At 66.3% G+C, this 14,180-nt stretch carries 3 protein-coding genes; 1 reads left to right on the top strand and 2 read right to left on the bottom strand.

The features are described from left to right. Positions 1-68: 68 nt before the first annotated feature. The gene (mobF, locus tag ABZ677_RS22250) at positions 69-6,257 is read left to right on the top strand and encodes a MobF family relaxase (protein ID WP_358373311.1); all 6,189 of its coding nucleotides are present in this window, start codon (positions 69-71) and stop codon (positions 6,255-6,257) included. A gap of 901 nt (positions 6,258-7,158) precedes the next feature. Here the strand turns inward: mobF and ABZ677_RS22245 are convergent. Further along, the gene (locus ABZ677_RS22245; RefSeq protein WP_358373308.1) at positions 7,159-13,188 is read right to left on the bottom strand and encodes a helicase-related protein; all 6,030 of its coding nucleotides are present in this window, start codon (positions 13,186-13,188) and stop codon (positions 7,159-7,161) included. Between the two features lie 158 nt (positions 13,189-13,346). Then, positions 13,347-13,961, bottom strand: coding sequence for a hypothetical protein (locus tag ABZ677_RS22240; protein WP_222083389.1), 615 nt, complete (start codon positions 13,959-13,961; stop codon positions 13,347-13,349). Positions 13,962-14,180 lie beyond the last annotated feature (219 nt).

Here is a 14,180-nt window from a genome sequence, read left to right as displayed (position 1 = left end):
GCCAGAACCAACCCACAGACCTCATGCATTTAGGCCACTTTACGGATTTCGCTGGTAAGGTCCGGTCCATGATGGGTCTGCACAAGCTCACCGCTGGGGACGGGTATACGTACCTGACCAGGCAGGTTGCAGCAGCAGATTCCACCGAACGAGGGGCCGCGTCACTGGCCGAGTACTACTCCGAAAAAGGGGAGTCACCGGGCCGCTGGACCGGCTCCGGTCTGACCGAGCTGGAGACGATCGGCGCAGGGGAGCACGTCTCCGAGGCGCACATGAAGGCGCTGTTCGGTGACGGCCTGCATCCCGAGGCCGACACGATGTACGCGGAGAAGTTCGCGGCCGAGCTCGCTGCCGGTGCCTCGACGAAGAACGCCGAGCGCGCGGCGTCGGCGGCGATCAAGCTCGGACGTGCGTTCAAGATCGACAACGGAGCCTCCGACTATCGGGTCGCGTGCGCGAAGGCGTTCGTCGAGCACAACCTCGCGGCCGACGAGAAATGGAACGCACCGATCGACGGCGACGAGCGCGCGACGATCCGCACCCGCGTCGCACGGCAGATGTTCGAGCGCGAGTACGGACGCGCCCCGGCCGACGAGCGTGAACTGTCCGGGTGGGTCGCCAAATCGGGGCGGCAGAACACCAAAGCCGTCGCCGGGTTCGACCTCACGTTCACTCCGGTCAAGTCGGTGTCGGCGCTGTGGGCAGTTGCGCCGCGGGAGATCTCCCAGGAGATCGAAGCAGCGCACGACGCCGCGATCGCAGCCGCACTCGACTACCTCGAAGAGCACGCCTGCTTCACCCGTCTCGGCAACGGCGGTGTCGCGCAAGTCGACGCGAACGGATTGATCGCAGCAGCGTTCACCCACCGCGATTCGCGCGCCGGGGACCCGAACCTGCACACCCACGTCGCGATCAGCAACAAGGTCTCCACAACCCTGCCGGACGGCACGACGAAGTGGCTCGCACTCGACGGGGCCGCGTTGTACCGCAACAACGTTCCCGCCTCCGAGGTCTACAACACCGCCCTCGAAGCGCAACTACGTGAACGCATCGGAGTCGACTTCGCCGAACGCCCGAGCGAGGACAGGTCGAAGCGACCCGTCCGCGAAATCGTCGGCCTGGACACACGATTGGCCGAACGCTGGTCCTCCCGTAACGCCGCCATCGTCGTGCGCACCGCCGAGCTCGCACGCGAGTTCCAGGCCGAGCATCACCGCGAACCGACCGCCATCGAAGCGATACGGCTTGCGCAGCGCGCGACCCTGGAAACACGGCAGGCCAAACACGAACCACGCTCGCACGCCGAGCAACGCGGAGGGTGGCGCGCCGAGGCGATCGACGTCCTCGGATCACCGAAAGCACTGTCGAAAATGGTCGCCGAGGTGACCGGCAAGAAGCGCACCCGGGCGACCGTGGACATCGACGACCCGCGCTGGATCGACTACACCGCAGCCGAAGTCGTCGAGGTCGTCTCCCGTGCACGCTCGCGCTACCAACGGCACAACATTCGCGCCGAAGCGATCCGTCAGGTCCGCACCGCCAACCCGCCGGCCGACCGGATCACCGACCTCGTCGACGCGATCACCGACCGCGCGTGCAGCACCGACCTCGCCGTCACCCTCGGCGACGAACTCAGCGACGACGTCGCCGCAGACATCGCCCCGGATGTGATGCGTCGACGAGACGGCCGCGACGTGCACACCCGCCACGAAGCGACGTTGTTCACCACCACCGCCGTCCTCGACGCCGAAGCGCGCATCGTCGCCCTTGCACAGCGCAACGACGGGGTTGCAGTGGCCGACAAGCACGTGGAAATGGCACTGCTCGAGTCCGCTGCGAACGGGCGCGAACTCAACGCCGGACAACGCTCACTGGTGCGTGCGATGGCCACGTCCGGTGCGAAACTTCAGCTCGCACTCGCACCCGCCGGAACCGGCAAGACCACCGCCATGACCGCCCTGACGAGGTCGTGGCAGAACGCAGGCGGACACGTCGTCGGGTTCGCACCGACCGCTGCCGCCGCCGCAGTCCTGCGTCAAGATATCTCGACGACTACCGATACGTTGGCGAAGTTCGTCGACATCACCAAACGGTTGCGCAACGGCGATCCGGTGTCCGTTCCCGAGTGGTACTCCGCGATCGGCGAAGACACTCTCGTCATCGTCGACGAAGCGGGCATGACCGGCACCCTCGACCTCGACGACGCCGTCACCGCCCTCGCCGAACGCGGTGCAACGGTGCGGCTGATCGGTGACGATCAACAGCTCGCGTCCGTCGCATCCGGCGGTGTCCTGCGCGACATCCACGACCGCGTCGGTGCGCTCACCCTCTCGCAGGTGGTGCGCTTCCGTGACAAGGCAACCGGCGCGGCCGAAGGCGCAGCGTCGCTCGCACTGCGCGACGGCGACGACGCCGCGATCGGCTTCTATATCGACCACTCGAGGTTGCACGTCGGTTCCATTGCCACCGTCACCGACGACGCCTACAGCGCGTGGAGCGCCGACCGCGCCGCCGGCAAGGACGCGTTGTTGCTCGCGCCGACCCGTGAGCTCGTCGCCGAACTCAACACCCGTGCCCGCACCGACCGCCTTGCCGCCACCGACGCGAAGGTCGGACGTGAAGCCGTCCTCGCCGACGGGCTCCGCGCGAGCGTCGGGGACATCGTCCGCACCCGTTCCAACGATCGCCGCAACCCGCTTTCGCAGACCGACTGGGTCCGCAACGGTGACCGCTGGACCGTCGAGGACGTCGGCCGCGACGGATCACTGGTGGTGCGTCACCTCGAACTCGGACGCACCGTCACCCTGTCACCGGACTACGTCCAGTCCGCCACCGAACTCGGCTACGCCGGGACCGTGCACTCCGCACAGGGTTCGACCGCCGACACCTGCCACGTCGTGGCCACCGGTGACGAAACCCGTCAGCTCGCTTACGTCGCACTCACCCGCGGGCGGCTGAACAACCACATGTATCTCGCGACCGCATCGGACGGCGATCTGCATACCGCGATGACCGAACGCGGAATGCTGCCCCCGACCGCCGTCGACGACTTCCGGGCGATCCTGCGCCGCGACGGTGCACAGGTCTCGGCGCATTCGACTCTCGCTGCCGCCGACGACCCGCATGTGAATCTGGCACCGGCCGCGAACGCTTACGACTACTCCGTCGCCACCGCCTGTGAAGTCCTCGCCGGACCGACAGTGATGGCTGCGATCGACACCGCCGCCGACGCTGCGATCGCCGGCCTCACCGACGACGCCGCGTGGCCGGTCCTGCGTGGACACCTCGCGATCCTCGCCGCGCACGGACGCGACCCGGTCGCCGCACTGAACACCGCAATCACCGAACGCGAACTCGGTACCGCCTTCGACCGGGCCGCAGTCCTGGATTGGCGGCTCGACTCCACCGGACGCCACTCCACCGCGCGTGGAGCAACGGCACCAGGTCCGTTGCCATGGCTACCCGCCATCCCCGACGCACTGCGCAAAGAACCGGAGTGGGCGAGCTACCTCGACGCTCGCGCCGACGCCATCACCGGTCATCGAGACCGCATCGCCGCCGACGTCGCCACGTGGACACCGACGACTGCACCGGTGTGGGCGCGTCCGTTGCTCACCGACGAGCCCGACCGGGGGCTGCTCACCGATCTCGCGGTGTTCCGCGCCGCGCACGACGTCGACCCGGCCGACCGTCGACCGACCGGGCCCGAGCAGCTCGCCGCCGCATCGGTGAAAGCGCAACGCAGCCTCGACCGCCGCGCGGAGTCGGTCATCGGCACCACCAACGACGCCGTGAAGCGGTGGCGTCCGTTCGTCGACGAACTCGACACCCACATCGCCCGCGATCCGTACTTCCCGATCCTCGCCGACCGACTCTCCGCCGCCGCCCGCGCCGGAATCGACGTCCACACCCTCGTCCGCGACTCCCTCGCCACCTCGCCGCTACCCGACGAGCTGCCCGCTGCCGCCCTGTGGTGGCGACTGTCCGGTGAACTCTCCGTCGCCGCCCTCGACGCCGACACCGACGGCGCAGTCCTCGCACCATCGTGGGCACCGGTACTGACCGAACTGCTCGGCTACACCGCCGCCGTCCGGGTCATGTCCGATGCGGCGTGGCCCTCGCTCGTGGCGACCGTCGACGACGCCGACCCGACTCTGTGGACCCCGGGACAGTTGCTCGGCACCGCGTACGAGTTCCTGCACGGCGGCATCGACCCGGTCGATCACGGTGTCACCCTGCCCGCCCACGAACTCGCCACCGCGCTGACGTGGCGGGCCGAGATGCTGGTGCGCGAGAACCACCTCGCCCGCACCTACAACCCGCCGCCCATCGAGCCACTCTCGGTCGAGGACGAAGAGGCCCTCGCCCCGCTCGACGAGACGATCGGCGACACAACCGCCGACGTGTTGCCGGCCGAGTTCGCCGATCCGGACAACCTCCCGGCACCGGTCAACGCGCCCACAGCAGCAGGCGACGCAGCCGCGCCGACAATCCCGCTGGGCAGTGACGCTGACTACCTCGCCTCCCTCGACGCACTCGACGCACCGGTCGACTACGACCAAGCGCCACCACCGGAGTACGACAGCGGGTACGACGAGTACACCGGTGCCGACGTCGTCGAGTCCGGTGCAGACGATGCCGAAGCCGACGTGTGGGATGCATTGCGCTCGCAGATCGAGACGATCGAGCTGCCGTACCCGACGGTCACCACCGACGAACGAGTACGACTGCTCACCGCAGATCTCGACGACGCAAAGGTCAAGTACCGGGAGCTACGTGCTCGGATTTCCGACGGCACCAGCTCGGCACAGTTCCATGCCCGCACGATGCTCGCCGAGCTGCAGGAGCGAGCCGACCGGCAACGACCCGCCCGGATCGAGATGCTCGACACCCGCCAGGAGTGGACCGACCGCGAGTTCGAGGCCGAAGCGCTCTGGCATCACATCGACACCGTCATCCGGCCCGCCGTAGCCGCCGACGTTGCGGCTGCCGGGGACGACGACGATGCCCGCGCCCTCGCGCAGCGTGGTCTCGATTGGGAGATCTGGCGCGCTGGATTCGTCGACGACACCGCGACGGCCGCCCGTGCGCGCGCACACGCCGCTGCCGCGGAGTACGAGCGGGTCACCGCGGCCGACGGGGGAGAAGTCACCGCCGTCGACGTCACCACCGCACGCCTCGCGGCCGAGAGCATCGACCTCGCTGCTCTCGCTGATCTCAAGGCCGATGTCGACCGCACCGAAGCGATGCTGTGGCGGGCCGAACAGGCAGCGAAGCGTATAGCGATGACCGATACCTCGGCCCCGTCGACGCGGGTGCAACCTGCCGCCGAGGTCGTCGACGCACCACAAATCGATACCGTGGTCGAGCAGCTCGAGCACGAAGCGCCTGCCCCGACAGAACTGGCGGTGGAGGACACCAGCGAGACCACCAACGATCCGCAACCGGTGCTCTCGCCGCCGGACGCCGCCTTGCTCGCGAAGATGCAGCAAGACTCGGTCCGGCTGGTACCGGACGCGGAGTTGATCGCGTTCGTCGACCGCGCTGGACGATCGCGCACCGCACCGACCGTCGTCGCGGACACGGAGAAGTTGTACGCCCAGCTCACAGAACAAGCCGCAGCCATCGCCGCCGCCCGAGAAGTCGCCGCCGAACTGCACCGGATCGGGGCAGAACACGAGGCGGCGCGCAACGAACACGCTGCACTCACCGATCGACTGTCGACTGCGAAACGGCGCGAACGCAAAACCCTCGAACCCGCCGTCGACGACGCTCGACTACGCCAAGAACGCCTAGCCCGCCAGGTCCGCGACACCCACCGCGCAGCTCAGGACGCCGCCGGACGTGTGCGCGCCGAGGCCAACGAATGGTCCGCGATCGTGCAACGCGCCGCCGATCCCGAACGCCGCGCCGCCGACGTCGCCGCCGCTACGGTGTTTGACTCGGCGATAGCCGAACGTGGCCGGCGGCTGCGGGCAGTGACGTTGGCCGGCGATCGGCACGCCGCCGAACAACGTATCCGCGCAGCGTCCAAGGCCGCCCAAACTGTTGACGCTTCGTCGATCGATGGCATCACCGACAAGCAGGGTCCAGCCGTCGAGGCCGCTGATCCGGCGGTGCAGCAGAACATCGCACGCCTACTCGCAGATGCGCCCGGCCCCGGACGCTCACGTAGTCGCGAGTACTCCGCGCAGCCGCAGTCGTATCCAGACCATGTCGTGCACGACCAGCAACTCGACAACGAACACGGTCTATGACTGAACCTGCTGTTGAGCTGACGTCGAATACCGCCGCGACAACGAGCTTCGCCCAGGATGCGCGCGGTCAAGCGGTCTGCAGTAGGCGCGCTGTGGCGCTCAACAGATAGTCGCAAAATGTAAATCAGCCCGGTGGGAGCGACCCACCGGGCTGACTCCGTCAGCCACCAGCGGGAGCGACCCACCGGCCTGACGGACGAAACATCTTTTAAGAAACTACGAGTCGACTCCGTTATGAGTCGATCGGGGTGTTGCCAAGTAGAGCTTGGTGTTGCCGAGTCGAACTTGCTACGAAACAACCGGAAAGAATGGGGACCTACCCACCTGCATCGGTTGCCGCTCCACGTCAAGCAGAGCTGGGACTAGTTGCACCTTCCCGGACTGGGATTGGACCGGGATCTTGCGTCGATTGCCTTCCCGGACTGGGATTGGACCGGGATCTTGCGTTACTTACCGGTTGTGGCCACACCATGAGGTCAGAGACTGCGTAGTCGGTCTCCCGCTACTTCAGTCCGCTCACCAACGAATAAACGTCCAACAGCAACTGAGCAGTGGCCACAACGAGCGCCGCTACTGCAACTCCGTACGGATCTTTATCCATCTGGTGTTCTCCTTCCTGATCCAAAAACTGGGCCCCCCACGTGGAGGAGCCCAATATTCAGAAAGAAGACCCCCTCATCGTAGCTAGCCTGTCGCTCTGTCACCAGACTTCGCCGTGTTTCGGTTCGAAGTGCAGCAGGCTGGTGACGTACTCAGGCTCTCGAAGTGCAGCCGGTGGATCAGAAACCATGCAGCGAAACCCGCTACGGCAGGACAACGTCGGTGGGCATTCGTTGTGTGAACATCGAGTGGGGGCCGTCAAGAAATCTTGACGGCCCCACTTCTTTATTCGCTGTCGACCTCAGTCCCCAGCGCCGACGTCCGGTCCCGTGTCGGGTCCGTGTTCGGGCCACGTGTCAGGGGCACTGTTGCCGGTCTCCTTCCACGGCTTGGCGGCTCCGGGGTTGTCGTCCACAGCACGGAGGAAGTTGCCGGGCCGGGTCGATGTGTCGCCCGGTTGCAGATGTTCGCTTCCCCCTGCGCTCTGTGCGCTCGTATGTTGAGCAGCAACGGATTTGGCGTGCATCATGGCCCGCACTTCGTCGGCGCTTTCCATGCCGAGTTCTTCGACGAGGGCTTTGGTGGGATTGAGCATCAGCGACCACTTCGGGTCGCGGCCCTTCGCTGCGGCGCGGTCGGCGCGGGCGGCGTCGCGCGCGAGCGCTTCTGGGCTGGTCTCGGCTTCCTTGATCTCGCGCCGCAGCCGCGTCACTTCGTTCGAGAGGTCCTTGAGCTGCACTGCTTTCGGGAAGTCCGAGAGCTCGACCAGTTCGAGGTCGTCGAGGCGTTGTTCGTCTCGATCGAGTGAACGTTCGGCCTTCGCCAGGTCGGTGTCGACGGTGTACGCCATGTTCTCCACCCGCGTGAGCAGACCGAGTGAATGTTGGCTGCGATCGCCGTCCCCGATCCTCGGATACAGATCGTGGGCTTCGATGACCTTCGTCGACGACCCGAGCCCGGAGAACGACAGATACAGCGCACTGTCCTGGGCCGGGCGAGAGGCCTCGATCGGGAATCCGCTCATCTCCGCGATCACCATCGTCTTGGTCAACCCTTCGCCCTTGAGGGCCTGGTAGGTGCCCTGCAACGCTATGGCCATCGCATTCGCGGCATCGCTGCGGTTGTCGTAGAACACCCCGCGGATGGTCATGCCGGGCCACTGGTCGACCTCGCGCCTGCCTTTGAGGATCGGTGCTGCCTCGGTCAATTGGGCAACCCGCTGACGCGCGCGGGGTACTTCGCGGCGCAGCCGGTCGCGGTCACGCTCGATCGAACGTTGCTCGGCGAAATGCGAATCTGCTTCGGACTGGAGCTCCTGGAGCTGGGAGTCGAGTTCGATCTGCTGAATGTACCGATCGTCGCCGGTGGCGAGGGCTTTGGTCATGGCCGAGTTCTCGGCGAGCGAGTCGCTGTCGAGGTCGACCACGCGCCGCATCGAGCGGTCCGCTTTCTTGAGCTGCTCGATGAAATGCGCCTTGCGGTGCACGGTCTGCCACATCACGGTGTCGAAGGTCTTCTCGGCGACGTAGTTGAACACCTTCACATGCGCGTTCTGGTTGCCCTGCCGGATGATTCGGCCCTCACGCTGTTCGAGGTCGGCCGGTCGCCACGGCACGTCGACGTGATGCAGTGCGATCGCCCGGTCTTGGATGTTGGTGCCCGTGCCCATCTTTTCGGTGGACCCGAACACCACCGATACCTTTCCGGTGCGGCACATCTCGAACAGGCGGGCCTTCTCCGACGGCTTCGGGTAGTCGTGGACGTAGGCGATCTGCGCGGGCTCCATTCCGCCGGCGAGCAGCTCGGCGCGGATCCCGTCGTAGATCGACCACGACCTGTCGGCTTTCGGGGTGGATCGGTCGCAGAACACGATCTGCAACGCACCCGGTGTCGGGTGGGGTTCACCGGAGGCATCGAGGTAGTTGTTCTCGCTGGAGTCGTTGTGCACGTTCAGGATTCGCTGCGCGACGATATGCGCACGTGAATGCTCCGGCGGTGCCGGATCCAGATGCGCGACCCTGGGGTCGAGGGTGGCGTTGCGGCCGTCGTTGGCGACCTTGAGCGCATTGTCGATATCCGGGCGTTTGGCGTCGGCATGATCAGCGCGATACCCGAGGTCGGCGATGAAGTCCTGCACTTCCAGCGCCGGGGTGAACGTGACGTCGGTGTTGCGGCCACCGTCCTTGACGGGCAGGTTCGCCGGCACCTGATCACGGGTGACGGCGTCGGTGTAGACGCTGGTCATGCCGATCAGATCGCCGACGTTGGTGAATTCACCGACCCGGGTGATCGCCCGCAGTCTCGATCCGGACGAATTCAGCTCGACCCGCTCGACGGTGTCGGTGAATGTTGCTCCCCAGTCGTTGATCTGGGCGACCCCGGCGTCCTCGAGCAGATCCGGACGCAGGTAGTGCTGCATCACCCACAGCTCGGCGAGGGAGTTCGCGACCGGGGTGCCGGTGGCGAACGTGGCCACGCGTTCGACGTACTCCTCCGGCGGGATGCCTTTGGTGATCGCTTCCTCGCGGCGCATCGACCGCAGATAGTTCAGTTTCAGATCGAGGTCGGTGGCGCGGTGCGAGCCTTCGTTGGCGAGCTCGGTGACCCCGGAGGCGCGGGCGAGGTTCTTGAACTCGTGGGCTTCGTCGATGAATAGGTAGTCACAGCCCGATGCCTCGAACGTGAGCCCGAGATCCTTCCCGGCCTGTTCCAGCGCGGTTTCGAGCTTCTCCTCGAGCTTGGCTTTCATCGCCTCGAGACGTTTGCCGGTCTGGATGCTCTCGACGTTGTCGAGCTCGGCGTCGATGGCCTCGACCTGGGTACGGATGTATTCGGCTTTCGTGCCGGGATCGACGCCGATCGAGGAGAACGCCGACCGCGGAACGATCACCATGTCCCAGTCCTGTGAAGCGGACTGGGCGACGAGCAATCGGCGCCCTTCGGCGTCGGTGGCCGCCGATCCGGACAGGATCCGTGCGCCGGGATACCACTGGCCCGCTTCGCGGACGACCTGGTCGATGATGTGGTTGGGCACCACCACCCACGGCTTGTTCGCCAACCCGAGGCGTTTGAGCTCCATCGCCCCCATCAAGATGGTGCCGGTCTTGCCGGCCCCGACGACGTGATCGAGCATCACCGTCGGCTCGGAGACGATCCGGGCGGCGGCGTCGCGTTGGTACGGGTACGGCGAGTACTTCTCCCCAAGACCGGGAAAGGACATGTACGCGCCCGAATGCACTGGCGCAACAAGGGAGTTGAACGTGTCGTTGTAGATGTCGAGGAGCTGCTCGCGGCGGATCTCGTCGGCGTGCAGCGCCCACTGCCCGAACTCCTGTGCCAGGCGTCGCGCCTTGGATTGCGCGGCGCGGGTCGCGGCATCGTGCACCGTCGGTGCGCCCGCGCTGTCGCGGAACTCCTTGGAGGTGGTGATTTCGATCGGGTCGCTGTTGAGCAGGTCGGTGAGCAGTTCCTTCCAGTCGTAGTCCCCGGCGCGCATTCCGGCGTTGCCGATACCGCGGTCTTCGGCCGGGCGGTGCTCGAAGTTGTACTTCGTCGACCACGCCCCACGTTTGGGGACCAGTGCCCATTTGAGATTCTGCGTCCCCGAGTCCGCATAGTGCCCGACCGTGACCGACCATCGTCCCGATGCTCGCTCGATGGTCACCGGAACATCGCCCGGCACCTCGAAGGTCTCGCGCACGAACTGGACGTAGGTCGGGGTCGGCACCCACGTAGCACCGAGGGCGACGTCGGGGTCGGTCTTACGCGGAGGAATGACGGCGGTCAGGGCGTCGACGTTCGCTTGGTAGCGGGGATCGAGCGCGGCGATCTCTTCGGCGTCGGCGAGCTTGGTGCGGACATTGCCCGACAAATAGTTCGAGGCCGATACCCAGCGGGTCGGATCGGTCAACGTACGGAAGGCGCGTCCCTCTATCTGACTTTCGGCCTGCTCGACCGTGGTCCCGAGCAGCTCGGCGATACGCCCGACGTCCAGACGCGCGTGCTCGTCGAGGCTGATGGCCATTGCCTCGTCGACGGTATCGGCGTGGTTGCGCAGCTCACGCGAGTGCAGGACGTCGGTGTGGAAGATCGCCGCCTTGCGGGCCGTCATGGTCTCCTCGTCGAAATGCTCGAGGGAGAGCACTGCGGCGAACGTCGGGTCGGTGCGGATAGCTCGGCCGAGGTGGCTCTGCAGCTTGGTGGGCTGTCGTGGGTTGATCCAGGCATCGTCGGACAGCCGGGCGTAGACGTCTTCGGGAACCTCTCCGGCAAAGGGGTCGCCGGCAACCCCTTCGTCCTTACGCCACGTCTCGATCAGTTTCGCGAGAGCGGCATCGTGCTGCGATTCGGTGAGGTCCTTGGGTATAGACATCTTGAACCGGTTGATCGGGCCGTAGCGGGCAACGTAGGCGTCGTACTGCTCACCCAGGATCTCCCGCAGCGCTTGCCGTTGACTGGGGTCGGTGGGGCCTCGTTGCGCGTCGATCAGGGCGTGGGTGGTGTCGCGCAGCGCAAGCAGCTCGCCCCATTCGGCGACCTGTTTGGCTCCACGAGTGTTCACCGGCTCCCAATCCCGCGAGTTCCAGCGTTCGATGGTCTCCATCTGCGCGTCGTGCCGCAGCGCTCCCACCGCGAGCTCGTCCTGGGCCGGGCCGTTCCCGATCGCGAGGAGCCCGCGCTCGAAGTCTTCCCGAGTCGGCCCGAGGGTGTCGCGCCAGGACGCGGTGAGCCCGAGCCCGTCGGTCTTCGCGACATCGACGATCGCGGTGAGCCGATCCTCGACCAGGTAAGCGAGGTCGACGTCGCTGTCGGTCGCGGCGACGGACAGAGTCTGGTTGCCGTACATGCCGTGCCCGACCCGCAGCTCACCGAGCACCCATTCCGGGTGATCGGTGTAGACGGCGTTGATCGGTACGCCCTTGTCCTCGCCGGCATCGTCGAGGGCGGTCGCGTTCTCGAGCTGCAAGAACCGCTCGGTGAGCGGTGCGGGTTTCGCCCCGTCGGCGCGGCGACGCAACACGAGAATGTCGGTGACGACCTCCGTCCCGGCAACCCGCCGGAACGTGGTGGACGGCAACCTCACTGCGCCGACGAGGTCGCCGAGGGCGGCGATGTCGCGGCGGGCTCGCTGGTTCTGGGCGTCGAGGGTGTAGCGGGAGGTCAGGACGGTGACGTATCCGCCGGGTGCAGTCATCGCCAACGATTTGACGATGAAATGGTTGTGGATCGAGTGCTTGGCTTGGTTGTGAACCGGGTCGTAGAGCCGATAGTCCCCGAACGGGACGTTGCCGATCGCCGCGGTGAACGAGGACGCCGGCGCGGTGGTCTTCTCGAATCCTTCGCCGCGGATCTGCGCCGACGGATTCAACGCGGCAGCGATCGCGGCAGTGGTGGCATCGAGTTCCACCCCGACCATCTGAGCCGACGCCGGGGCGTGGGCGATGAATGTTCCTGACCCGCAACCCGGTTCGAGGACACGGCCGCCGGTGAACCCGGCCCGGATCGTCGCCTTCCACATCGCCGCCGCGATGGCCGGGTCGGTGTAATGGGCGTTGAGGATGGTGCGCTGTGCCTGAGCCCAGGCGGTGTCGTCGAGCAGCGTGCGTAGTTGCTCGCGTTCGGCGGTCCAATCGTCGCGTCGCGGGTCGAAGACCTGTGGGGTCGCGCCCCAACTCGACCAGCGAGCCAGGACTGCTTGCTCGTCGGTGGTGGCGTAGCGATCCTGCGCGGTGACGACAGCGAGGGTGCGCAGGGCGTCGATGTTCGCTGATACACGGGCTTTCGCTCCGGACGGAACCAGAATGTCGGTGCCGGGCCGGAAGTCGACGGGATCAACATTCCACAATCGCTCGGCGACTGTCTGAGTGTCGACCACCATCCCTTCGGTGGTGTCAGGGACTGCGGTAGTCGCTGTTGGATCGGGGGTTGGTTCGACTGTGGGGGAGTCGGTCTCGACGGTGGGTGGGGGAGTGCTCTGCGCGGCGAGGAGTTGGTCGACGCGGCGACCGTCGACGGCGATCAGGTGCCGACTCTGGTTGCCGTAGCTGACCGCGGCGGCGTGATCGTCGGGCCCGAGAGTCTTCTGGTTCTCCTCGGGAATCAACGACACATCGCCTGCGCGGCGCAGCTCCATCAGTGCGTCGGTGACCTGCCCGGCGGTCAGTGTTCCGTCGAGGTCGGCGCGGATCCGCGCCAGCCGCACATAGGCTTCGTCCTCGCGCGCCAGCCGACCGTAGGCGTCGCGCACCAGCTCGACCGGGGACGGCGGTAGCACCGCGGCGTCGACGGCGGTGTTCGCGACAACTTCTGGTGTGGGCTGCAACTTCGGCACCGGTTGGGAAGCGTCGGCCTCAGCGACCAGAACGTCGGGATCGACTGGTGTGGGCAGCGGTGTGCCTCCGACATCGACGGCAGTCGGGTCGATCGGCGCTGCACCGTCGGCGTCGAACGCGAACAGGTCCAGCTGGGCGTCGGATTCGCTACGGCGGGTTACTTTCCGCTTGCCGCGTGCTCGGCCACCCGCTCGTCGAGCTGGCTCGTGAACGTGGGAAACAGTGGGTGCTCGGTCGACGTCGGGTAGGGCTCGTTGTCCTCGATCCGCGCCGCGATCAAATGCGCTGCGTAGTACCGGAACCTCATCGGTTGCTCCGCCCACAACAGGTCCGTCAGCTGGTTCGCTTCCTTGTCCGGGTCCGCGCAGTTCAGTGGGTTGCGCCACCGCTCCGGATCGCTCCGGTGCACCTGGATCCGTGCTCGATCCCGCTCGGCTTCGGCTTCCGGGCTCTCCTGATCCGGCGGGTAGGCCTCCATGTCCTCCGGGAGCTGGTTGTAGATCTCCTCGTTGATCACGAAGTCCGTCGCCTGCGCCCACGCCTGGTTGATCAACCCGACCTGCTCCAAGTACGGGGCCGGCTGCCCGTTCTCCCGGATGTAGCGTTGCAGCACTTGCTGTTCCATGTAGATCTTCATGTTGTCGATCCGCTCCGCGATCCGCTCGCTCTCGCTCTCGAGGAACGCCTGTTGATCCTCCGGGCTCAACTCCGGCGGCAGCCCCTGGTGCTGGAGATAGAGCTTCATGATGTCCTGCGTTATCGGGTCGATCATGGGTGTCACTGTCCTCTGTCTCGGCGAACAAATCGAGTTGGAAATCGTCGGAATCTTTGGCCACAGCGTGCGCTCCTGAAGTCGGGCGAGAGGTGTATGCGACCCGCGCAGCCCGAGGCCGGGTGGGGGTCGTTAACGTCGTCGTCGGCTGGAGGCGCAATCTCCGGCCACTAAGGGCCCTGGTGGGTCATGCAGGACCCACCAGGGCTTCTGGCTGTT

This window comes from Rhodococcus sp. NPDC006774 (assembly GCF_040636045.1).
GTDB lineage: Bacteria > Actinomycetota > Actinomycetes > Mycobacteriales > Mycobacteriaceae > Rhodococcoides.
The sequence above is the reverse complement of the archived record's forward strand: the minus strand, read 5'-3'. Positions and strand labels throughout refer to the sequence as shown.